The 22526-nt window shown below is 64.9% G+C and carries 24 protein-coding genes; 7 read left to right on the forward strand and 17 right to left on the reverse strand.

Annotated elements, in window-relative coordinates; all coding sequences use genetic code 11:
* Position 1 precedes the first annotated feature (1 nt).
* Together pilY2 and pilE are read left to right on the forward strand one after the other, a co-directional pair.
* Positions 2-349 carry a type 4a fimbrial biogenesis protein PilY2 gene (pilY2, locus tag HMPREF3014_RS11965; RefSeq protein WP_012614546.1) on the forward strand — a complete coding sequence of 116 codons (348 nt, stop codon included), beginning with the start codon at positions 2-4 and terminating at the stop codon, positions 347-349.
* A complete protein-coding gene (pilE, locus tag HMPREF3014_RS11970; RefSeq protein ID WP_003094721.1) occupies positions 346-771 on the forward strand; it encodes a type 4a pilus minor pilin PilE in 426 nt (141 codons plus the stop codon). Before pilY2 ends, pilE begins: the two co-directional genes overlap by 4 nt.
* Before the next feature lie 46 nt (positions 772-817).
* Here pilE and ispH read toward each other — a convergent pair whose 3' ends face one another.
* The 6 genes from ispH to murJ all read right to left on the reverse strand — a co-directional run bounded on the left by ispH (position 818) and on the right by murJ (position 8211).
* Positions 818-1762, reverse strand: a complete 945-nt coding sequence (gene ispH / locus HMPREF3014_RS11975) for a 4-hydroxy-3-methylbut-2-enyl diphosphate reductase (protein WP_003094724.1) — start codon at positions 1760-1762, stop codon at positions 818-820.
* An 85-nt stretch (positions 1763-1847) separates the two neighbouring features.
* On the reverse strand, positions 1848-2288 hold the full coding sequence (fkpB, locus tag HMPREF3014_RS11980; RefSeq protein ID WP_003102613.1) for an FKBP-type peptidyl-prolyl cis-trans isomerase: 441 nt from the start codon (positions 2286-2288) through the stop codon (positions 1848-1850).
* A complete protein-coding gene (gene lspA, locus HMPREF3014_RS11985; RefSeq protein ID WP_003102615.1) occupies positions 2281-2790 on the reverse strand; it encodes a signal peptidase II in 510 nt (169 codons plus the stop codon). Before lspA ends, fkpB begins: the two co-directional genes overlap by 8 nt.
* Positions 2783-5614: an isoleucine--tRNA ligase gene (ileS, locus tag HMPREF3014_RS11990; protein ID WP_003102617.1), complete on the reverse strand. Its 2832-nt coding sequence runs from the start codon at positions 5612-5614 to the stop codon at positions 2783-2785. The genes lspA and ileS overlap by 8 nt, the downstream gene beginning before the upstream one ends.
* A 23-nt stretch (positions 5615-5637) precedes the next feature.
* A complete protein-coding gene (gene ribF, locus HMPREF3014_RS11995) occupies positions 5638-6576 on the reverse strand; it encodes a bifunctional riboflavin kinase/FAD synthetase (RefSeq protein ID WP_003102619.1) in 939 nt (312 codons plus the stop codon).
* A gap of 96 nt (positions 6577-6672) precedes the next feature.
* On the reverse strand, positions 6673-8211 hold the full coding sequence (gene murJ, locus HMPREF3014_RS12000) for a murein biosynthesis integral membrane protein MurJ (RefSeq protein ID WP_003102622.1): 1539 nt from the start codon (positions 8209-8211) through the stop codon (positions 6673-6675).
* Between the two features lie 283 nt (positions 8212-8494).
* Here murJ and rpsT point away from each other — a divergent pair, with 283 nt between their 5' ends.
* Positions 8495-8770 carry a 30S ribosomal protein S20 gene (gene rpsT, locus HMPREF3014_RS12005; protein ID WP_003094744.1) on the forward strand — a complete coding sequence of 92 codons (276 nt, stop codon included), beginning with the start codon at positions 8495-8497 and terminating at the stop codon, positions 8768-8770.
* A gap of 66 nt (positions 8771-8836) precedes the next feature.
* Here rpsT and HMPREF3014_RS12010 read toward each other — a convergent pair whose 3' ends face one another.
* The 5 genes from HMPREF3014_RS12010 to rplU form a co-directional block, all read right to left on the reverse strand.
* Positions 8837-9301 carry a CreA family protein gene (locus HMPREF3014_RS12010; RefSeq protein ID WP_003094746.1) on the reverse strand — a complete coding sequence of 155 codons (465 nt, stop codon included), beginning with the start codon at positions 9299-9301 and terminating at the stop codon, positions 8837-8839.
* Positions 9302-9312: 11 nt separating this feature from the next.
* Positions 9313-10431 carry a glutamate 5-kinase gene (gene proB, locus HMPREF3014_RS12015; RefSeq protein WP_003094756.1) on the reverse strand — a complete coding sequence of 373 codons (1119 nt, stop codon included), beginning with the start codon at positions 10429-10431 and terminating at the stop codon, positions 9313-9315.
* 70 nt (positions 10432-10501) lie between these two features.
* A complete protein-coding gene (cgtA, locus tag HMPREF3014_RS12020; protein WP_003094758.1) occupies positions 10502-11722 on the reverse strand; it encodes an Obg family GTPase CgtA in 1221 nt (406 codons plus the stop codon).
* A gap of 141 nt (positions 11723-11863) precedes the next feature.
* Entirely contained in the window at positions 11864-12121 is a 258-nt protein-coding gene (rpmA, locus tag HMPREF3014_RS12025; protein WP_003094760.1) for a 50S ribosomal protein L27, read from the reverse strand.
* A 23-nt stretch (positions 12122-12144) separates the two neighbouring features.
* Positions 12145-12456: a 50S ribosomal protein L21 gene (rplU, locus tag HMPREF3014_RS12030; RefSeq protein ID WP_003094761.1), complete on the reverse strand. Its 312-nt coding sequence runs from the start codon at positions 12454-12456 to the stop codon at positions 12145-12147.
* A 240-nt stretch (positions 12457-12696) separates the two neighbouring features.
* Here rplU and HMPREF3014_RS12035 point away from each other — a divergent pair, with 240 nt between their 5' ends.
* From HMPREF3014_RS12035 to HMPREF3014_RS12045, 3 genes are all read left to right on the forward strand, one after another.
* Positions 12697-13665: a polyprenyl synthetase family protein gene (locus HMPREF3014_RS12035; protein ID WP_003094763.1), complete on the forward strand. Its 969-nt coding sequence runs from the start codon at positions 12697-12699 to the stop codon at positions 13663-13665.
* 137 nt (positions 13666-13802) lie between these two features.
* Positions 13803-14027 (forward strand): PA4570 family protein, encoded by a 225-nt coding sequence (locus tag HMPREF3014_RS12040; RefSeq protein WP_003094765.1) that lies wholly within the window; start codon positions 13803-13805, stop codon positions 14025-14027.
* 342 nt (positions 14028-14369) lie between these two features.
* Positions 14370-16397 carry a c-type cytochrome gene (locus HMPREF3014_RS12045; protein WP_003141558.1) on the forward strand — a complete coding sequence of 676 codons (2028 nt, stop codon included), beginning with the start codon at positions 14370-14372 and terminating at the stop codon, positions 16395-16397.
* Between the two features lie 69 nt (positions 16398-16466).
* Here the strand turns inward: HMPREF3014_RS12045 and HMPREF3014_RS12050 are convergent, their stop codons facing one another.
* The 6 genes from HMPREF3014_RS12050 to HMPREF3014_RS12075 form a co-directional block, all read right to left on the reverse strand.
* Complete coding sequence (locus tag HMPREF3014_RS12050; RefSeq protein WP_003094769.1) at positions 16467-17084, reverse strand: BamJ family beta-barrel-assembly machinery protein; 618 nt, start codon at positions 17082-17084, stop codon at positions 16467-16469.
* A gap of 84 nt (positions 17085-17168) precedes the next feature.
* Complete coding sequence (locus HMPREF3014_RS12055) at positions 17169-17474, reverse strand: DUF6482 family protein (RefSeq protein WP_003105116.1); 306 nt, start codon at positions 17472-17474, stop codon at positions 17169-17171.
* 256 nt (positions 17475-17730) lie between these two features.
* The gene (locus HMPREF3014_RS12060) at positions 17731-18219 is read right to left on the reverse strand and encodes a TIGR00645 family protein (protein WP_003094773.1); all 489 of its coding nucleotides are present in this window, start codon (positions 18217-18219) and stop codon (positions 17731-17733) included.
* A gap of 173 nt (positions 18220-18392) precedes the next feature.
* Positions 18393-18734, reverse strand: a complete 342-nt coding sequence (locus HMPREF3014_RS12065) for a PA4575 family protein (protein ID WP_003094775.1) — start codon at positions 18732-18734, stop codon at positions 18393-18395.
* 150 nt (positions 18735-18884) lie between these two features.
* Positions 18885-21338, reverse strand: coding sequence for a Lon protease family protein (locus HMPREF3014_RS12070; protein ID WP_003105114.1), 2454 nt, complete (start codon positions 21336-21338; stop codon positions 18885-18887).
* A gap of 98 nt (positions 21339-21436) precedes the next feature.
* Positions 21437-21763 (reverse strand): TraR/DksA family transcriptional regulator, encoded by a 327-nt coding sequence (locus tag HMPREF3014_RS12075; RefSeq protein WP_003112819.1) that lies wholly within the window; start codon positions 21761-21763, stop codon positions 21437-21439.
* 234 nt (positions 21764-21997) lie between these two features.
* Between HMPREF3014_RS12075 and HMPREF3014_RS12080 the strand changes: the two genes are divergently transcribed.
* Positions 21998-22486 carry a DUF3015 domain-containing protein gene (locus tag HMPREF3014_RS12080; protein ID WP_009875834.1) on the forward strand — a complete coding sequence of 163 codons (489 nt, stop codon included), beginning with the start codon at positions 21998-22000 and terminating at the stop codon, positions 22484-22486.
* Positions 22487-22526 lie beyond the last annotated feature (40 nt).

Genomic DNA, 22526 nt, shown 5'->3' on the forward strand with positions numbered 1-22526 from the left:
TATGAAAGTGCTGCCTATGCTGCTGGCCCTGGCCGTTCCCGGCCTCTGCTGGGCCGAAGATCCCCAGACCTTCGAAGGCGCTGGCGTGGTCTTCGAAGTCCAGGTCGAGAAGAACCTGGTGGACATCGACCACCGGCTCTACCACCTGCCCAACAGCACCGTCAGGAACGGCATGCCCAGCCTGTTTCAGGTCAAGCCGGGCTCCGTGGTGTCCTACTCTGGCACCGTCAGCCAGCCGTGGTCCACCATCACCGATATCTACATTCACAAACAGATGAGCGAACAGGAGCTGGCCGAGATGATCGAGAAAGAACAGCCCCGCCAGGACGGGGAGGAGCAGCCCCGATGAGGACAAGACAGAAGGGCTTCACGTTGCTGGAAATGGTGGTGGTAGTGGCGGTGATCGGCATCCTCCTCGGCATCGCCATTCCCAGTTACCAGAACTACGTGATCCGCTCCAACCGCACCGAGGGGCAGGCGCTGCTCTCGGACGCGGCCGCGCGCCAGGAACGCTACTACTCGCAGAACCCCGGGGTCGGCTACACCAAGGACGTGGCCAAGCTGGGCATGAGTTCGGCCAACTCGCCGAACAACCTGTACAACCTCACCATAGCGACGCCCACCAGCACCACCTATACCCTGACCGCCACGCCGATCAACTCGCAGACCCGCGACAAGACCTGCGGCAAGCTGACCCTCAATCAGCTCGGCGAACGCGGCGCAGCCGGCAAGACCGGCAACAACAGCACCGTCAACGACTGCTGGCGCTGAAACGAAAGAGCCCCTCTACGAGAGGGGCTCTTTCATTGCGCACGGTTCACAAAGCCTTGACCCGCAGTTCCTTGGGCATCGAGAAGGTAATGTTCTCCTCCCGCCCCTCCAGTTCCTGCTCCTCCGACGCCCCCCACTCGCGTAGCTGGGCGATCACGCCGCGCACCAGCACTTCCGGCGCGGAAGCGCCTGCGGTGATTCCGATGCGACGCACACCGTCGAACCAGCCGCGTTGCATGTCCTCGGCGCCGTCGATCAGGTAGGCCGGCGTGCCCATCCGCTCGGCGAGTTCGCGCAGGCGGTTGGAGTTGGAACTGTTGGGGCTGCCCACCACCAAGACCATGTCGCACTGGTCGGCCAGTTCCTTCACGGCATCCTGGCGGTTCTGGGTGGCATAGCAGATGTCGTTCTTGCGCGGTCCCTGGATCTGCGGGAACTTGGCGCGCAGGGCATCGATGACCTTCGAGGTGTCGTCCATCGACAGGGTCGTCTGGGTCACGTAGTGCAGGGCTTCGGGCTTGCGCACCTCCAGCGCGGCGACGTCGGCCTCGTCCTCCACCAGGTAGATGGCACCACCGTTGCTGGCATCGTACTGGCCCATGGTGCCTTCCACCTCGGGGTGCCCTTCATGCCCGATCAGCACGCATTCGTGGCCGTCGCGGCTGTAGCGCACCACTTCCATGTGCACCTTGGTCACCAGCGGGCAGGTCGCGTCGAAAACCTTCAGGCCGCGCCCCTCGGCTTCCTTGCGGACCGCCTGGGAAACGCCGTGGGCGCTGAAGATGACGATGACGTTGTCCGGCACCTGATCGAGTTCCTCGACGAAGATGGCGCCGCGCTGGCGCAGGTTGTCCACGACGAACTTGTTGTGCACCACCTCGTGACGCACGTAGATCGGCGGACCGAAGACATCGAGGGCACGGTTGACGATCTCGATGGCGCGATCCACGCCGGCGCAGAAGCCGCGGGGATTGGCGAGTTTGATTTGCATGGCGGTCTCGTGGGCGACGCGGTGATTGGACGAATGAACCTTGCTACCGCCCTCCCCGCTTGGGAAGGGCGCAGCGACCGACGGTTCAGGCCGGCTGGACGTCGATGATCTCGACTTCGAAGGCCAGGGTCTTGCCGGCCAGCGGATGATTGAAGTCGACGGTAACCTGCTGCTCATCGAACGCCTTGACCACGCCCGGCAGTTCGGTCTTGGCCGCGTCGTTGAAGATCACCAGCAGGCCCTCGGCCAGCTCCATGTCCTGGAACTGGTCGCGCGGCATGATCTGCACGTTCTGCGGATTCGGCTGGCCGAAACCCTGCTCGGGAAGAATGCTCAGGGTGCGCTTGTCGCCAGCCTTCAAGCCGAACAGCGCCTGTTCGAAGCCCGGCAGCAGGTTGCCGTCGCCGACCTTGAACGAGGCCGGCTGCTTGTCGAAGGTGCTGTCGACGACGTTGCCGTCCTCCAGCTTGAGGGCGAAATGCAGGGTGACGCGGCTCTCCTGGCCAATGCGGGTCGACTCAGCCATGGGCGGCTTCTCCGGATTTCTTCGATCTGAACATGTCGAGCGCCAGCATGACGGCGCCGACGGTGATGGCGCTATCGGCCAGGTTGAACGCTGGGAAGTACCAGCGGTTCTGCCAGTGCACCAGGATGAAGTCCACCACGTGGCCAAGGACCATGCGGTCGTAAAGGTTGCCCAGGGCGCCGCCGAGCACCAGCGCCAGGGCGATGGCCAACCAGGTCTCGCCTTTCTTCAGGCGTTTCAGCCAGACCACCAGGATCGCGCTGACGACGATGGCGATCAGGGCGAACAGCCAGCGCTGCCAGCCCGAGCTGTCGGCCAGGAAGCTGAAGGCGGCACCGGTGTTGTAGGCCAGGGTCCAGCTGAACAGATCGGGGATCACCACGATCTGCTGGTACATGCTCAGTTCGGCCTGGAAGAACGCCTTGCTGACCTGGTCGAGGACGAACACCAGCACGGTGATCCACAACCAGGGCAAGCGCCCGAAACGATCGACGTCAGGCATAGTGGCGAACCTCGCCGCTGCCTTCGATGTTCTCGATGCAGCGACCGCACAGGTCAGGATGCGCAGCGTGCTGACCGACGTCCTCGCGATGGTGCCAGCAACGACCGCACTTGGCGTGGGTCGACTTGACCACTTTCAGCTTGAGGCCGGCGACTTCGCTGTCCACCGCGTCGGCCGGAGCCGCCGACAGCGGCGCCAGGGTCGCGGTCGAGGTGATCAGGACGAAGCGTAGCTCGTTGCCCAGCTTGGCCAATTGGGCCTGCAGCGCGTCTTCCGCATACAGGGTGACCTCGGCCTGCAGGTTGCCGCCCACGGCCTTGGCCGCGCGCTGGTTCTCCAGCTCCTTGTTGACCGCGGCCTTCACCGCCATGACCTGTTCCCAGTACTGGCGATTCAGCGTCACGTCGGCCGGCAGTTCGCTGAGGCCGTCGTACCAGGTGGCGAGCATTACCGACTCGGCGCGCTCGCCGGGCAGGAACTTCCAGACTTCCTCAGCGGTGAACGCCAGGATCGGGGCGATCCAGCGCACGAGGGCCTCGGCGATGTGGAACAGTGCGGTCTGGCAGGAGCGCCGGGCGACGCTGTTGGCGCCGGTGGTGTACTGGCGGTCCTTGATGATGTCCAGGTAGAACCCGCCCAGCTCCTGTACGCAGAAGTTGTGCACCTTGGAATAGACGTTCCAGAAGCGGTACTCGCGGTACGCCTCTTCGATCTCGCGCTGCAAGAGCAGGGCGCGATCGACCGCCCAGCGATCCAGGGCCAGCATTTCCTGGGGCGGCAGCAGATCCGTGGCCGGATCGAAACCGTTCAGGTTGGACAGCAGGAAGCGCGTGGTATTGCGGATCCGCCGGTAGGCATCGGCGCTACGCTGGAGAATCTGCTGGGATACCGCGATCTCGCCCGAGTAATCGGTCGAAGCCACCCACAGGCGCAGGATGTCGGCGCCCAGGGTATCGATGACGGTCTGCGGCACCACGGTGTTGCCCAGCGACTTGGACATCTTGCGGCCGGACTCGTCGACGGTGAAACCGTGGGTCAGCAACTGGCGGTACGGCGCATGGTTGTCGATCGCGCAGCCGGTCAGCAGCGAGGAGTGGAACCAGCCGCGGTGCTGGTCGGAACCTTCCAGGTAGAGATCGGCGACCGGGCCGCTGGCATGGCCGATCCGGTGGGAACCACGCAGCACGTGCCAATGGGTGGTGCCGGAGTCGAACCAGACGTCCAGGGTGTCGTTGATCTTCTCGTACTGCGCGGCCTCCTCGCCGAGCAGCTCGGCGGCGTCGAGCTTGAACCAGGCTTCGATGCCTTCCTTCTCGACTCGCTGTGCGACCTCTTCCATCAGCTCGACGGTGCGTGGATGCAGTTCGCCACTGGCCTTGTGCAGGAAGAACGGGATCGGTACGCCCCAGTTGCGCTGGCGCGAGATGCACCAGTCGGGACGCCCGGCGATCATTCCGTGCAGACGCGCCTGGCCCCAGCCCGGGACGAATTCGGTCTGGGTGATGGCTTCCAGCGCTCGCTCGCGCAGGGAAGCACCCTGCCTGGGCTGCTTGTCCATGCCGACGAACCACTGCGCGGTGGCGCGATAGATCAGCGGCGTCTTGTGCCGCCAGCAGTGCATGTAGCTGTGATTGATGGTTTCGTGGGCCAGCAGGCTGCCGACCTCTTCCAGCTTGGCCACCACGTTGGGGTTGGCCTTCCAGATGAACTGACCGCCGAAGAACGGCAACGAGTCGACGTAGACGCCGTTGCTCTGCACCGGGCTGAGGATGTCGTCGTTGCTCATCCCGTAGCGCTTGCAGGTGTAGAAGTCGTCTTCGCCGTAGGCCGGCGATGAGTGGACAATACCGGTGCCGGCGTCGAGGGCCACGTAGTCGGCCAGGTACACCGGCGACAGACGCTCGTAGAACGGATGGCGGAAGTTGATCAGCTCCAGCGCCTCGCCCTTGGCGGTGGCGACCACCTTGCCCTCGCGCTGGTAGCGCGCCAGGCAGGACTCGACCAGGGCCTCGGCCAGCACCAGGTAGCGATCGCCGGCATCGACCAGCGCGTAGTCGATCTCCGGATGCACGTTCAGTGCCTGGTTGGCCGGGATGGTCCAGGGCGTGGTGGTCCAGATGACGATCTGCGCCGGCTTGTCCAGGGCCGCCAGGCCGAAGGCCGCGGCCAGCTTGTCGGCATCCGCCACCGGGAAGCCGACGTCGATGGTCGGCGACTTCTTGTCGGCGTACTCGACCTCGGCCTCGGCCAGCGCCGAACCACAATCGAAGCACCAGTTGACCGGCTTCAGGCCCTTGAACACGAAGTCCTGCTTGACCATTTCCGCGAGGGCGCGGATTTCGTTCGCCTCGTTGGCGAAATTCATGGTCTTGTAGGGGTTGTCCCACTCGCCGAGCACGCCCAGGCGGATGAAGTCGGCCTTCTGCCCTTCGATCTGCTCGGCTGCGTATTCGCGGCACAGTTCGCGGGTCTTGTCCGCCGGAAGATTCTTGCCGTGGGTGGTCTCGACCTTGTGCTCGATGGGCAGGCCGTGGCAATCCCAGCCCGGCACATAGGGCGCGTCGTAGCCCGCCAGGGTCTTGGAGCGGACAATGATGTCCTTGAGAATCTTGTTGACCGCGTGACCGATGTGAATGCTGCCGTTGGCGTACGGAGGGCCATCGTGCAGGACGAACTTCGGACGGTCGCCGCCAATGGCCCGCAGCTTCTGGTACAGACCGATGTCGTTCCAGAACTTCAGGGTTTCCGGCTCGCGCTGGGGCAGGCCGGCTTTCATTGGGAAGGCGGTTTCCGGAAGGTTTAGCGTCGCTTTGTAGTCGGTCATCTCAGGGCCTGTTCAGGATCTCTTCAATCAAGCGGTTGGCCCAGCCAGTAGGCCCGGGCGGCGGCGATATCCGCGAGAATCGCCGCCTTGAGTGCCTCCAGGGAGGCAAAACGCTGCTCGTCGCGCAGCTTCTGGTGGAAGGTCACCTGCAGATGCCGGCCGTATAGATCGCCGGCGAAATCGAGCAGGTGCACTTCCAGATGGGGACGGCCGTCGCCGTTCACCGAAGGGCGGGTGCCGATGTTCGCCACCCCCTGGCAACGCTGACCATCGACCAGCGTACTGACCAGGTAGACCCCGTTCAACGGCGCCTTGCGCCGTTTCAGTTGAATGTTGGCCGTGGGCGAGCCCAGTTGCCGGCCGAGTTTCTGTCCATGCAGGACCCGTCCGCTCAGGCTGAAGGGACGCCCCAGAAGGCGCTCGGCGAGATGCAGGTCGCCCTCGGCCAGGGCCTGGCGGACCCGCGTGCTGCTCACCCGCACACCGTCCAGTTCGACGGTGGTGGCCGCCTCGACGGTGAACCCCTGCTCGCGACTGGCGTTCACCAGGAAGGCGAAGTCACCGGAGCGGTCGCAGCCGAAACGGAAATCGTCGCCCACTTCAAGATGCCGCACCGCCAGTCCATCGACCAGGACCTGGCGGACGAACTCGGCTGCCGACAGCTCGCGCAAGCGGCGGTTGAAGGCCAGGCAGAGCACCACGTCGACGCCCTGCCCACGCAGCAACTCGAGTTTCTCGCGCAGGCGGGTCAGGCGCACCGGCGCCGAATCGGGGGAGAAGAACTCGCGCGGCTGCGGCTCGAAAATCACCACGCAGCTGGGTACGCCCAGCTCCAGCGAGCGCTCGCGCAGACGCGCCAGGATAGCCTGGTGCCCGAGGTGGACGCCGTCGAAGTTACCGATGGTGGCGACGCAGCCCCCGGCCAGGGGCTGCAGGTTGTGTAGTCCGCGAAGCAGCTGCATAGCACGCTTATTGCTCAGAAAGTGGTCGATTATACGCGTACCGGGCGCCGGACAACAGGCAAAACGGCATGATCCCGCCGCCAGCCCGGACGCGCTTCACAGCACCGCCCGGCGGGAAAAGTCGCGCAGGCGGAAACCCAGCAGCGCGAGCATACCGAAATAGGCCAGGAGACCGGCAACCACCAGCAGGCCAAGGCGCAGGAATCGCTCCAGCATGGCGCCCTGCTCCCAGGCCGGCAGCCAATGCATCGTGGCCAGCAGCACCGCCGACATCGCCAGCACCGCGACCACCAGCTTGACCAGGAACTTCGCCCAGCCCGGTTGCGGCAGGTACAGACGCTGCTTGCGCAGTTGCCAGTAGAGCAGGCCGGCATTCAGGCAGGCGGCCAGGCCGATGGACAGGGCCAGGCCGGCATGCTGAAGCGGGCCGATGAAGGCCAGGTTCATCAGTTGGGTGGAAACCAGGGTGAAGAGCGCGATCTTCACTGGCGTACGGATGTTCTGCTGGGCATAGAAGCCCGGCGCCAGAACCTTGACCAGGATGATGCCGAGCAGGCCGACGGAGTAGGCGACCAGCGCGCGCTGGGTCATCGCCGCGTCCACCGTGGTGAACTTGCCGTACTGGAACAGCGAGACGGTCAGAGGTTCGGCGAGGATCGCCAGGGCCAGCGAACAGGGCAGCACCAGCAGGAAGCACAGGCGCAGGCCCCAGTCGAGCAGGCGCGAGTACTCATGGCGATCCTTGTTCGAATAGGTCTTCGCCAGCATCGGCAGGAGGATCGTCCCCAGCGCCACGCCCAATACGCCGGAAGGCAGCTCCATCAGGCGGTCGGCGTAGTACATCCAAGACACCGAACCGGCTGCCAGGAACGAGGCGAAGATGGTGTTGATGATCAGCGAGATCTGGCTCACCGAGACCCCCAGGATCGCCGGCAGCATCAGCTTCATCACCCGCCAGACGCCGCTGTCCCTGAGGTTCAGGCGCGGCAGCACGAGCATGCCGATCTTCCTCAGGTGCGGCAGTTGATAGAGGAGCTGCAACAGGCCGCCGGCCAGCACCGCCCAGCCCAGCACCATGACCGGCGGATCGAAATAAGGCGTGAGGAACAGCGCGAAGCCGATCATTGCGACGTTCAGCAGGGTCGGCACGAAGGCCGGCACCGAGAAGCGGTTCCAGGTGTTGAGGATCGCGCCGGCCAGGGACGACAGCGAGATCAGCAATATATAAGGAAAGGTCACCCGCAGCAGGTCGGTGGTCAGGGCGAACTTTTCCGGGGTATCGGCGAAGCCCGGCGCGGTGACCCAGATAACCCAGGGCGCGGCGAGGATGCCGAGCGCCGTGACCAGCGCCAGCACCAGCGTGAGCAAGCCGGAAACGTAGGCGATGAAGGTCCGCGTCGCCTCCTCGCCCTGCTGGTTCTTGTACTCTGCCAGGATCGGCACGAAAGCCTGGGAAAACGCCCCTTCGGCGAAGATCCGCCGCAACAGGTTGGGCAGCTTGAAGGCGACGAAAAAGGCGTCGGTGGCGAGGCCGGCACCGAAGATCCGCGCCAGGATGGTATCGCGGACGAAACCGAGGACCCGCGACAGCATGGTGATGGAACTCACCGCCGCCAATGATTTGAGAAGATTCATGGATGTCGGGCTGCCGGCATGTCGAAATTGATCCTGTCCAAGACCGCGACCGGCCGGGCCGGTTCATCGCGCGAGTACGCCCTCGCCGCCGAACGGCGGTCCGCAAGGGCGCGCCGAGTGTAGAATGCGCGCCGGAATAAATCACCCGCAAGAAAGCAGGCGACATCCGTCGCCGATCTTTCCGGCCGCATGTGCAGCCCCTTGACAACCCCTGGAGGCGACGGCATTATTCGCGGCCTTAATTTGTTCGCTATTTACCCAGTTTTTTTCGAGGAGCTCGACGGTGGCCAACACACCTTCCGCCAAAAAACGCGCCAAACAGGCTGAGAAGCGTCGCAGCCACAACGCCAGCCTGCGCTCCATGGTGCGCACCTACATCAAGAACGTCGTGAAAGCCATCGACGCCAAGGACCTGGAAAAAGCCCAGGCCGCCTTCACCGCCGCTGTACCGGTGATCGACCGCATGGCTGACAAAGGCATCATCCACAAGAACAAGGCTGCTCGTCACAAGAGCCGTCTGAGCGGCCACATCAAGGCCCTCAGCACCGCTGCCGCCTAAGGCACGCCTTGCTCGAATAAAAAACCGGCCAATGGCCGGTTTTTTATTGCCCGCGACTCGCTCGCTTCAGCGAGCGGTCGGCCATGGCATGAGGGGAATCGCCGTCACCGCGTTCTGCGGACTACCTTCGATCACCCGGTCGCTGTAGACCAGATAGACCAAGGCATTGCGCTTGCGATCGAAGAAGCGCACCACCTGCATGCTTTTGAACACCAGCGAAGTGCGCTGCTTGAACACCTCTTCGCCATCCTTGAGTTCGCCACTGAACTGGATCGGCCCCACCTGGCGACAGGCGATCGACGCCTCGGCGCGATCCTCCGCCAGCCCCAGGCCGCCCTTGACCCCACCGGTCTTGGCGCGCGACAGATAGCAGGTCACGCCCTGCACCTTGGGATCGTCGAAAGCCTCGACGACAATCTTGTCGTTCGGCCCGACCCACTTGAACACCGTGGAAACCTCGCCGATCTCCTCCGCCCCGGCAAGCGCCGGCAACAGCAGCAGACCACCCAGCAACCCCGCGAGCTTGCGCATTCGCCCTCTCCTCAGACCAGAACCAGATTGTCGCGATGCACCAGCTCCGGCCCATCCACGTAGCCAAGCAAGGCCTCGATGGCATCCGTCGGCTGACCGAGGATCTTCTGCGCCTCCAACGCACTGTAGTTGACCAGGCCGCGCGCCACTTCGCGCCCGCCCTGGTCCACACAGACCACCATCTCGCCGCGACGGAAGCTGCCCTGGACCGCCTTGACCCCAACCGGCAACAGGCTCTTGTGATCCTGGCTCACCGCCTTCACCGCCCCATCGTCCAGCACCAGGGTGCCGCGCATCTGCAAGTGGCCGGCCAGCCATTGCTTGCGCGCCGCCTTGCGACTGCGATCAGGGGTCAACAGGGTGCCGAGGCGTTCGCCGGCGCGCAGGCGGTCGAGGACACGCTCGATACGCCCACCGACGATCACCGTATGCCCGCCGGAACGCGCCGCCAGGCGCGCCGCCCGCAGCTTGGTCTGCATTCCGCCGCGCCCCAGGGCGCCGGCACTGCCGCCGGCCACCGCATCGAGCTGCGGATCATCGGCACGCGCCTCGTAGATCAGTTGGGCATCGGGATTGTTGCGCGGATCGGCGTCGAACATCCCGTCGCGATCGGTAAGGATCACCAGCAGGTCGGCCTCGACCAGGTTGGCCACCAGTGCCGCCAGGGTGTCGTTGTCGCCGAAGCGGATCTCGTCGGTGACCACCGTGTCGTTCTCGTTGATCACCGGAACCACGCCCAGCTCGACCAGGGTCCGCAGGGTGCTGCGGGCGTTCAGGTAGCGCTTGCGGTCGGAGAGGTCGTCATGGGTCAGCAACACCTGGGCGGTCTGCAGGCCATGCAGGGCGAAGCTGGACTCCCAGGCCTGCACCAACCCCATTTGCCCCACCGAGGCGGCGGCCTGGAGTTCGTGCATCGCGCTAGGTCGGGACACCCAGCCCAGGCGGCTCATACCGGCGGCGACGGCGCCGGACGACACCAGCACCAGCTCGATGCCGGCGCAATGCAGCGCCACCATCTGCTCGACCCAAACGGCCATGGCATTGCGATCCAGCCCACGGCCATCGGCCGTCAGCAGGGCGCTACCGATCTTCACCACCCAGCGCCGCGCGCCAGTCACCTTGTCCCGCATACCCTCAACCTTAGAAGCCCAGGCTTCGACTCTTCAGCCCCGCCGGCCCGCCCGGCGGGGTATCACGCCATCAGGGAACGTAGAAGATCTCCGGACCGTCGCCGTCGTCTTCCTCATCATCGAAATCATCGTCATCCACCGCACCGGCGTTCTTCAGACCCGAACGCCGCAGCGCTCGCGCATCGTCCAGGGCCTGCAGACGGGCCCGCGCCTCGTCCTCGATACGCCGGTCGAGTTCGGCCAGTTCCTCGGCATACTGCGGATCTTCTTCCAGGCGCAGGGTACGCTCGTCGAGATAGCGCATGATGTCCTGGCTGAGCGCCTCGGTGCCATCGCGCTCCAGGGCGGAGATCACATAGACCGGGCCTTCCCAGCCCAACCGCTCGATCACCGCCTGCTTGCGCGCCTCGCGCTCGGCCGGATCGAGGATCTGGTCCATCTTGTTCAGCACCAGCCAGCGCTCGCGCTCGGTCAGCGCCGGACTGAAGCGACCCAGCTCGCGAACGATGACCTCGGCGGCATCGGCCGGATCGCTTTCGTCCAGCGGCGCCATGTCCACCAGATGCAGGAGGATGCGGGTCCGCGCCAGATGCTTGAGGAAGCGGATGCCCAGCCCGGCGCCTTCGGCGGCACCTTCGATCAGGCCGGGAATGTCGGCGACCACGAAGCTCTTGTAGCGACCGACACTGACCACGCCGAGGTTCGGCACCAGGGTGGTGAACGGATAGTCGGCCACCTTCGGCTTGGCCGCGGACACTGCACGGATGAAAGTGCTCTTGCCGGCATTCGGCAGTCCCAGCAGGCCGACGTCGGCCAGCACCTTCAGTTCCAGCTTGAGGTCGCGCGCCTCACCCGGCTTGCCCGGGGTGGTCTGGCGCGGCGCCCGATTGGTACTGGATTTGAAACGGGTGTTACCGAGGCCGTGCCAGCCCCCCTGAGCGACCATCAGCCGCTGACCGGGCTCGGTCAGGTCGCCGATGATTTCCTGGGTATTGGCGTCGATCACGGTGGTACCGACCGGCACCGGCAGGATCAGGTCGTCGCCCTTGGCCCCGGTGCAGTCCTTGCTGCCGCCGTTCTCGCCGCGCTGGGCATCGAAACGGCGGGTGTAGCGATAGTCGACCAGGGTGTTCAGGTTGACGTCGGCTTCCAGGTAGATGGAACCGCCGTCGCCACCGTCGCCGCCGTTGGGACCGCCCTTTTCGATGAACTTCTCGCGACGAAAGCTCATGAGGCCATTGCCGCCGTCACCGGCTTTCACGTGGATTGATACTTCATCGACGAATTTCATGGATATGCCTCCCACCACGAGGGCGGGTTAACAGAAAAAAACATAGGATACAGGATGCCCCGAAAGCAGGGCATGGCCGGAAGCCGGCGCAGAAACAAAAAAGCCCCGTCGCGAGACAGGGCTTTTTCAGCGAGCTATTGCTTAGGCAGCAACGATGCTCACGTATTTGCGACCAAAGGCGCCTTTGGTCTCAAACTTGACCACGCCGTCCACTTTCGCGAACAGGGTGTGGTCCTTGCCCAGGCCAACGCCGTAACCGGCGTGGAATTTGGTGCCGCGCTGACGAACCAGGATGTTGCCAGCCTTTACAGCCTGGCCGCCGAACAGTTTCACGCCAAGGCGTTTACTTTCTGAGTCGCGGCCGTTGCGGGTAGAACCGCCAGCTTTTTTGTGTGCCATGAGTCATATCCTCCAGAAAGGAATTAGGCCTGAATGCCGGTGATCTTGATTTCAGTGAACCACTGGCGGTGGCCCTGACGCTTCATGTGGTGCTTACGACGGCGGAACTTGATGATGCGGACCTTGTCGTGACGGCCGTGGGAAACCACTTCAGCGGTAACCTTCGCACCTTCGACGACCGGCAGGCCGATTTTCACGTCTTCGCCATTGGCAACCAGCAGGACGCGGTCGAAATCGATCGCTTCGCCGGTAGCGACGTCGAGTTTCTCGACCTTGAGGAATTCGCCTTCGGTGACTTTGTGCTGCTTGCCACCGGTAACAATCACTGCGTACATGTGTATCTCCGTTAAACCTGCTCACCCGACGCTTTATAGAAGTAGGAATCGGCCGGCATGGCTGCATGGGGTCGGATCGGACGCCCGTGCAATTGCGTAAGGCAGGGTATGCCAAGGAAGTTCAGGGCCCGCGATTGTACGGAAAGGTCCAGGCCGAGGCAAGTGCCACGGGCCTTTCCTTGACAGTCCCCCCCCTGCCACCTAGCATGCCGCGCAATCTTTGTGGAGCTATTGTCACTGATGCAACCCCAGGCCTTCTACCGCGTGGTGGCGGAAGATTTCACCGCCGTCGACGGGATCATCCGTCGCCAACTCACCTCCCGCGTTCCCCTGGTGGAAAAGATCGGCGACTACATCATCTCCGCCGGCGGCAAGCGCCTGCGTCCGCTGCTGGTCCTGCTCGCCGGCAAGACCCTGGGCTACAAGGGCGACGACCTCTGCCTGCTGGCCGCCACCATCGAATTCCTGCACACCTCCACTCTGCTGCACGACGACGTCGTCGACGCCTCCGGCCTGCGCCGCGGCCGCTCCACCGCCAATGCCCTGTGGGGCAACGCGCCGAGCGTGCTGGTAGGCGACTTCCTTTATGCCCGCTCCTTCGAAATGATGGTCGAGCTGGGTTCCATGCCGGTCATGCGCATCATATCCCAGGCCACCCGGGTGATCGCCGAGGGCGAAGTGCTGCAATTGTCCAAGGTACGCGACGCCAGCACTACCGAAGAGACCTACATGGAAGTGATCCGCGGCAAGACCGCGATGCTTTTCGAGGCCTCGACCCACAGCGCCGCCGCGCTGTGCCAGGCCGGCGAGGAACAGTCCGAGGCACTGCGCCGCTTCGGCGACTACCTGGGAATCGCCTTCCAGCTGGTGGACGACCTGCTCGACTACCGCGGCGACGCCGCGACCCTCGGCAAGAACGTCGGCGACGACCTCGCCGAAGGCAAGCCCACCCTGCCGCTGATCGTCACCATGCGCGACGGCACCGAGGAGCAGGCCGCGCTGGTACGCAAGGCCATCCAGCAAGGCGGCAGCCAGGACCTGGAGAGCGTCTGTGCCGCCGTCGAGGCTGCCGGCGCCCTGGACTATACCGCCAACCTCGCCCGCGACTACGCCGCCCGCGCCATCGCCTGCCTGGATACGCTGCCGGACAACGAATACCGCTCCGCCCTGGTCGAACTCAGCGAATTCGCTGTCGCCCGTACCCACTGAACCGGGCTCGACTTGTGACGAACGCCGCCGTTTTCACGGCGGCGTTTTCGTTTTGCGACGAAAGGCACGATCAAGACTTGCTATTACGATAATAAGAATTATTCTCATCTCACAGTCTTGTCACGGAGATGAGCGCCATGACTTATTTGATCGATGCCTGGCTTGATCGGCCACACCCCTACCTGCGGATCCTGCACCGGGAAACCGGGGAAATCTGCGCAGTCCTGGAAGAAGACGCGCTGGACGAACTGCGTGACCAGGGCGGCCTGGACCTGCACGAGTTGAACTCGAGCGAACCGCTGATCCTCAAGGAGCTGGTACGCAACCTGTTCCTCTTCTGCTACGCCCGCGCCCTGCGCTGAGCCTTTGCGATGACGCCAGGACGCGTCATCCGTGCGCCGCTGCCCGGGAGGCGGATCGCACGAACGGAGGCAAAGGCGCCTCCGGCCGGTTCCGGGAAGGTCACGGACGACCTTCCCGGAGTCACTTTCCTCATGTCCCGGTCTTTCCGCAACGCCTCGCCCGAGCACGCCGGCAGCCCCTCGCCGCGATAGGGATTCCTGCCTGATCCACATCAAGCCGACCTCGCCTGAAAGCCGTTACAACAGCGGCGTGACCGTCGTCCTGCCGACGGCCGCATAACGAAAAAAAGAATGGACCGTGGCCGAGGGGACCGCCCCAGGCCTACGCCTAAGGATGAGGAAATGCCTGCTTCTTTCCCGCGCCTCGGCTTGCTCGGCGCACTGTGCTCCATCGTTCCCCTGCTCCATGCCAGCGAACCGACCACGGACGCTGCGCTCATCGAAAAAGGCCGCTACGTGGCCCAGCTCGGCGACTGCATCGCCTGCCATACCGGCCCGCAGGGCGCGCCGATGGCCGGCGGCCTGGAGCTGAAGACGCCAATGGGTACCATCTACTCGACCAACATCACTCCCGACCGGGAGACCGGCATCGGCCGCTACAGCTTCGAAGAGTTCGACCGCGCCATGCGCAAGGGGGTGACCGCCGAGGGAGTGAATCTCTATCCGGCGATGCCCTACCCGTCCTACGCCAAGATCAGCGAAGAAGACATGCGTGCGCTGTACGCCTACCTGATGCACGGCGTGCAACCCGTCACCCAGGCGAATACGCCGAGCGCGATGAGCTGGCCGTTCAACCAGCGCTGGGGCCTGTCGCTGTGGAACTGGGCGTTCCTCGACGACGCGCCGTTCACCCCCTCCAGCGACGCGGACCCGGTGATCAACCGCGGCGCCTACCTGGTACAGGGGCTCGGCCACTGCGGCGCCTGCCATACTCCGCGCGGCATCGCCTTCCAGGAAAAAGCCATGAGCGAAGCCGGTCGTTCCGGGCAGTTCTACCTCGCCGGAGAAACCGTCGAACAATGGCAAGCCCTGAGCCTGCGCAACCTGTGGACGGTGGAGGACACCGTGCAGTTGCTGAAGACCGGGCAGAACCGCTTCGCCACGGTGTCCGGCAGCATGACCGATGTCATCCACCACAGCACCCAGCACTTCAGCGACGACGATCTGCTGGCCATCGCCAGCTACCTGAAGTCCCTGCCGGCCGGCAAGGACGACCTGCCCATGCCCGACAGCGAACGCCCACTGGCAGCACCGGTCGACCTGTACAGCTCGCGGGGCGGTCTCGGCTACGCGCAGTTCTGCTCCGACTGCCACCGCAAGGACGGCAGCGGCGTCCCGGGCATGTTCCCGCCGCTGGCCGGCAACCCCACGGTCGCTTCGGCCAACCCGAGCACGCTACTGCATATCACCCTTACCGGTTGGAAAACCGCGCAGACCGCAACCCACTCGCGGGTCTACACCATGCCCGGCTTCGCCCAGCTGGAAGACCGCGAAATCGCCGAGATCCTCAGCTTCGTCCGCAGCAGTTGGGGCAACCAGGGTTCGTCGATCGATGCCGGCCAGGTGAAGAAACTGCGCCAGCGGATCGAGGCCGGCAACGGCCCGGCCACGACCTTCGTCTCTCCACGCCTGGCGGACATGCTCGCGGCGCCGAACGCCGAACAGGTGGTACGCGGCATGCGCCTGCACCTGGAGACCCGCGAGCTGCTGCCGGCGAACGTCGGCAACCAGTTGAACTGCACCAGTTGCCACCTGAACGCCGGAACCGTAGCCGACGGCTCGCCCTTCGTCGGCGTCTCGGCGTTCTTCCCCAGCTACGCGCCCCGGGCGGGCAAGGTCATCGGCCTGGAGGAACGCATCAACGGCTGCTTCCGGCGCTCGATGAACGGTAAGCCTCTGCCGCCGGACTCTGCCGACATGCAGGCGATGGTGGCCTACTTCGACTGGATGAAGAACAACACCCGGCCGCAGGACAAGGTCGCCGGCCGCGGCGTCGGCAAGGTCGACCCGGCGCTGAAGCCCGACCCGGAGAACGGCCGCAAGGTCTACGCCCGACAATGCGCGGTGTGTCATGGCGAGAATGGCGAGGGGCTGAGGAACAGTGCCGGCGAGATGCTCTTCCCACCGCTGTGGGGCGACGAGTCGTTCAATATCGGCGCCGGCATGGCGCGGACCTTCACCGCTGCCGCCTTCGTCAAGCACAACATGCCGATCGGCTTCCAGGAACGCTTCCCGCTCGGCCAGGGCGGCCTCAGCGACCAGGACGCAGTGGACGTCGCGGAGTACTTTTCGCACCAGCCGCGCCCGGACTTCCCGGACAAGATCAAGGACTGGCCGAAGGACAAGCGTCCGCTGGATGCCCGCTACTGATGCCGCCATGAAAAACGCCCCGTCGATGCGTCGACGGGGCGTTTCGCTCCTTCCTGGGGCCGATGCGCCTCAGAGGATTTCCAGCAGTTCGACGTCGAACACCAGCACGCTGTGCGGGGGAATGCTGCCGACGGCCTGGCCGCCATAGGCCAGTTCGCTCGGTACGTGCAGGCGCCACTTGGAGCCGGCGTTCATCAGTTGCAGCGCTTCGACCCAGCCGGCGATCACGCCGCCCACCGGGAACTCGGCCGGCTGGCCACGCTGGTAGGAGCTGTCGAATACGGTGCCGTCGATCAGGGTGCCGTGGTAGTGGGTGCGCACGGTATCCTCGCGGGAAGGCTTGGCGCCCTCGCCAGTGCTCAGCACTTCGAACTGCAGGCCCGAGGGCAGCACGGTCACGCCTTCGCGCTTGGCGTTCTCGGCCAGGTAGGCGCGGCCTTCGCCAGCGGCGGCTTCGGCCTTGGCCTGGGCTTCGGCCTGCATGCGCTCGCGGATCACCTGGAAGCTGGCCGACAGCGCCTCGCCGGAAACCCGGCTGTCGATACCTGCGAACGCATCGGACAGGCCGGCCAGGACTGCGTCCAGGGTCATGCCCGGAACCGGATTCTCGCGCAGTTGGTCGCCCAGTTGACGGCCGATGCCGTAGCTGACACGGGCTTCGTCAGTGGTCAGGTTGAGTTCGCTCATGGCGCTGCTCCGCTGTGGGGTCGAAAAAGGGCGGCCAGCCTAGCACAGAAGGCCCTTCCCCCCTACCGGCGCAGCCGCTTGTGCTCAACCCTGGCGGATCGACAGCGGCAGCCCGCCGATAAACGAACCCGACTCGGCCAGGAGTCCACACATCTCGTCATCGACATCGGCGCACACCAACTCCACCGGAACCCTGTCCAGCCCGCGCAGTACCTGGCGCGCATGCTCCACGGAGCGCAGGCTGACCGGCTGGCCGAGATCGTCCTCCACCGGATAGGCGCGGTCGCCCATCTGCGCCTCCAGGACATAGATGCCGCCCTCCAGCGACACCAGGTGCAAGGCGTCGATATGTCCGGCCTGGACCCGGCCGGCGAGATCCTGCATGTTCATCGCGAACCTCTCGAGGTTGCGCAGGCAGCGGAAGCCTCCAGGTTTCCGCCAACCGCCTCGGTCCCGACAGCGCCGGCCCGACTCCCGGCATCGTCCGGCCGGCAGGCCCCGACGATGCGAAGGACGCCCGCTCCCGGCGTCCGCCCGATATCACAGGAAAGTCTTGCCCAGGCGGCAGGCAACGCAAGCCGGAAACGCCGCCGCCCGTCCGTTTTACAACGGCCGGGCGGCGCGAGCGAAACACTGGAGAGGGTCGTCAGTGACGGGTCTGCTTATCCAGGTAGCCCATGGCGAACGCCGAGAGCACGAAGGTCATGTGGATGATCACGTACCACATCAGCTTGTTGTCCGGCACATTCTTCGCGTCCATGAAGATGCGCAACAGGTGGATCGAAGAGATCGCCACGATGGAGGCGGCCACCTTGTTCTTCAGCGAGCCGGAATCCATCTTGCCCAGCCAGCTGAGCTTTTCCTTGCCTTCGTCGATGTCCAGTTGCGAAACGAAGTTCTCGTAGCCGGAGATCATCACCATGACCAACAGGCCGCCAACCAGAGCCATGTCGATCAGTGAGAGCAGGACCAGGATCAGGTCGGCCTCGGCCATCGCGAAGATGTTCGGGATGACGTGGAATATTTCCTGGAAGAACTTGATGGTCAACGCCAGCAGCGCCAGCGACAGGCCCATGTAGATGGGAGCCAGCAGCCAGCGCGAGGCGTACATGGCGTTTTCGAAAAAGCGTTCCATGGTCTCTTGTGTGTATGTGCAGGGGAAAATGGGGCGGCGAGTATAACGCAGCGGCCGGCGGTTTTTATCCAGAAAATCTGTGGATAAATATGTGCACCGAGCCGGGATGGATCCCGCCAGCGATGATGGCACGGGGCCTCGGCCGGATTGCTCAGGCTTTGCCCAGGCGCCGCTCAGGATTCCGGGCGAAACAGGTAGTCGCCGACATGCGGCCGTCGTTCGCCATTGAGTCGGCGCAGTTCGCCCTGCAGGTGCAGGCGCCAGATCGGCGGGTCGACGGCTTCGATATAGCCTTGCTGGGCCAGGCAGTCGGCAATCGCCTGCAACACCCCTTCGGCCACCAGCGGTCCGTGGAAGGGGCCCTGGGCCTTGATCGCCGAAGGCTGGGAGCCGGACATGCCGGCGGCGCAAAGCAGGGTCCAGAGTCCGTTCTCTCCGGCCAGCGGCCTGACCACGCATTCGATTCGCGTGGTCAGCCCCAGACAAGGGCGGATGAGGCAGAGGTTACGCGGCATGGCGGCATCCTCACGGGGGTTCCCAGTTTTGAGCCTACACCTGCCGCCAGGTTCCGCATAGCGCCGGCGGGAACTTGTCCACAGGGCTGAAACGCACGAGGGCGGGGCTTTCCAGCCCCGCCCTCGACAGGTTCCGACAGCGCGCCAGGCTCAGTCCTTCTTCGCCGCGGCCTTGTCCTTCGCCACGACGGTCTCTTTCTCCGCCGGTTTGTCCTTTTCCTTGTCGTCCTCTTCCATGCCGAGTTCGGATATCTCCTGCAAGCGCGCCACGACCAGATCGTTCACGCTGCCTTTCGGGAAGCGTCCCTTCTCGTCCTGGGCACCGACCGGCTTGCCCACCAGCAGCGCCAGCGCCTCGTCCACCTCGCGCACCGCGTAGACGTGGAACTGCCCGGCGCGCACCGCCTGCAACACGCGCTCGTCGAGCATCAGGGTAGTGACGTTGGCGCGCGGGATGATCACACCCTGTTCGCCGGTCAGGCCGCGCGCTTCGCAGAGGCGGAAGAAGCCCTCGATCTTCTCGTTGACGCCGCCGACCGCCTGCACCTCGCCGAACTGGTTGATCGAGCCGGTAATGGCGAAGCACTGCTTCAAGGGCGTCCGCGACAGCGCCGAGATCAGCGTGCAGACCTCGCCCAGCGAGGCGCTGTCGCCGTCCACGTAGCCGTAGGATTGTTCCAGGGCGATGCTGGCGGAGATTTCCAGGGGGAACTCCTGGGCGTAGCGGCTACCCAGGTAGCCGGTAAGGATCATCACACCCTTGGAGTGGATCGGCTGGCCGAGGTTGACTTCGCGCTCGATATCGACGATGCCGCTGCTGCCCGGATAAACGGTCGCGGAAATCCGCGCCGGCACGCCGAACACCGAGTCGCCCACCTCCAGCACGGTCAGTCCGTTGCACTTGCCGACCGCGGCGCCAGCGGTGTCGATCAGGATGATCCCCGCCAGCATGTCGTCGAGGATCCGCGCCGACACCCGTCCGGTGCGGGTCTGCTTGGCCTTGAGGGCACGCTCGATGTGGCCGAGCTGGATCACCTCCTCGTTCGCCAGCTGACGGATGAAATCGGCTTCGCTGACCAACTGGAACAGATCGCCGATCCGTGCCGAAAGCCGCCCCTGGTGCTCGGCCAGGCGCGCGCTGTAGGTCGCCAGTCGCGCCACCGCCGCGCCGCTGAGGGGCGCCATGCCCTCTTCCGAGGTGCGCGTCTTGAGCAACTGGGCGAACTGTTCGAGGCTGTCCTCGCCCAGCGGGATGTCCTCGTCGAAGTCCACCAGTACCCGGAACATCTCCTGGAAGTCCGGATCGAGGTCCTGCAGGGTGTAGTAGATCTGCCGCGAGCCGATGATGATCACCTTCAGTTGCAGCGGGATCACCTGGGGGGTCAGGGAAACCGCAGCCAGGCGGCCGAGTTCGGCCAGCGGCGACTCCATCTTCAACTGGCGCGACTGCAGGGCACGCTTGAGCGCGTCCCAGACGAACGGCTCGCCAAGCATCTTTTCCGCTTCCAGGATCAGGAAGCCGCCGTTGGCCCGGTGCAGCGCCCCCGGACGCAACTGCCGGTAGCTGGTGTAGAGCGCCCCCTGGTCCGAGCTGTACTCGATGCGGCCGAACAGGTTGTCGTAGGTCGGGTGCGACTCGAACACCACCGGCGCGCCGCTGGTCGCGTGGTGGACGATGGCCTGGTTCGGCGCGTACTGCTCGATCAGCCCTTGCTTGCGCTGGGCGTCGGTGCGGCTGTCGTCGACCAGTTGGTCGACCACGGTCTTCAGCAGGTTCAGTTGCATCGCCTGCAGGTAGGCGCAGACGCCCGGGTTGTTGTTGTACTTCTCCACCAGAGGCGCCAGCAGGGGCTGCAGGGCCAGGGTGATGGTTTCCTCGTTGAGCTCGCGCAACTGGTTGCTCGACTCGCGCTTCCACTGCGGCAGGCTCGCCAGTTCCTCGTTGAGGTACTCCTCGAGGGCGGCGATATCCTTGTGGAAACGCTCGCGCTCGGCTTCGGGCAACTGGGCGAATTCGGCCTCGTCGAGGGCCTTGCCGTCCTTCATCGGGGTGAAGGCGACGTTGGCGCTGTCGCGGTACAGCGCCACGTCCTTCTCCAGGGCGCGCCGCTCCACCGAGTCCAGGGCGCGGTCGTAGCGCTGGTTGAAAGCGCGGTCGACGGCGTTCTTCTTCTGCTGGTAGGCCGGATGCTCGAAGACCGCCGGGAAGGTCGACATCAGGTTGTCGATCAGACGGTCGATGTCGGCGCTGAATTCGGTCGCGCTGCCCGGCGGCAGCTCGATCACCCGAGGTTCGCGCGGCTCGTCGAAATTGTTCAGGTAGACCCAGTCGGAGGGCGTGGCGACGCGCTTGCCCTCGGCTTGCAGATAGCGTTTGACGAAGGAGAAGCGTCCGGTCCCCGGCTCGCCCATGACGAATACGTTGTAACCCGGACGCGGCATCGCCACACCGAACTGCAGCGCCTCGACCGCACGCTCCTGGCCCAGCACGCCGCGGAAGGGCTCCAGGTCATCGGTGGTGTCGAAGGCGAATTGCTCGGGAGCGAACGGGCGGGTCAGTTCTTCTGGCGCCAGGCGCAGGCCGGCAGCGACGGAATCGGGCATCGGGAATCCTTGCATCGGGCGGCAGATCGCCGCGGGGTGTCGTCGCCCGCATTCTCCCCCCAGCCTCGCGCCACTGACAAGGCGCGGATGGCGCTATCTCACCGATGTACCAGGTCGGCGCAGCGCAGGCAGTATTCCGCCGCAGGCAGGGCGGCCAGGCGCGCCGGTTCGATAGCCTCGCCACAGCGCTCGCACTGGCCGTAGCGACCTTCCGCCAGGCGCAGGCGGGCCAGGCCGACCTGGCGCATCCCCGCCTCCGCCTCGGCGAGCAGGCCTTCGAGCACTTCGTCGTTCTGGCGCTGCACCGCCTGCTCGGCAAAGTCCGGCGAATGGCTGCGCGCCAGGTCCCGGCGGATCGCCGCGGCGCGTGCCGCGTACTCGGTCGCCAGGGTTTCCAGGGCGGTAGCGGGGTCGAAAGCGCTCATATCCACCTCCTGCATGAGGAACGGCTGACCAAGGCCGGTTTCGCTCAGACCGACCAGAACTTTCCCAAGTCTGGACGGTTCCAAGCGGATTGCCGCTGACGCCGGTCAATTTTCGCCCGGCATTGCGCGCTGCCACCCATTCGGTGCCTTGACACCCCGGTGGCATTCCGAAAAGCTCACGGCGTCGCTGGCCCGCTCCAGATGGCTCCGATCCACCTCAAGAGAGAACAAACGATGAAACGGATTCTGCTCGGTACCCTGTTCGCCGCCGCCTCCTTCAACGCTTTCGCCGACGCTCCCGGCGGCGCCGGCTGCGGCTGGGGCAACATGCTCTTCAAAGGCCAGCGCGGCGTGGCCACCCACGTGGTCGCGGCGACCACCAACGGTACTTCCGGCAACAACACCTTCGGCATGACCACCGGCACCAACGGCTGCCATACCAACGGCGCGCTGTCCTATGGCGGCAAGCCCCTGCTGGTGCTCGGCAGCATGATGGACGAGCTCTCCGAAGACATGGCCAAGGGCAATGGCGAAGCGCTGACCACCTATGCCGTGGTGCTGGGCGTGCAACCGCAGGACCGCGAGCACTTCGCCGCCGTCACCCATGAGCATTTCTCCGAGATCTTCAACAAGACCGACGCCACCGCCGCCGACGTCTATGCCAACACCCAGGCGATCCTGAAACAGGACGCCCGCCTGGCCAAGTACGCCGAGCAGGCCTGAGCCTCGCCGCCTGCCCGTTCGCGGGCAGGCCCCTTTCCCC

Source organism: Pseudomonas sp. HMSC065H01, assembly GCF_001815235.1.
In the GTDB taxonomy this organism is placed as follows: Bacteria; Pseudomonadota; Gammaproteobacteria; order Pseudomonadales; family Pseudomonadaceae; genus Pseudomonas; species Pseudomonas aeruginosa.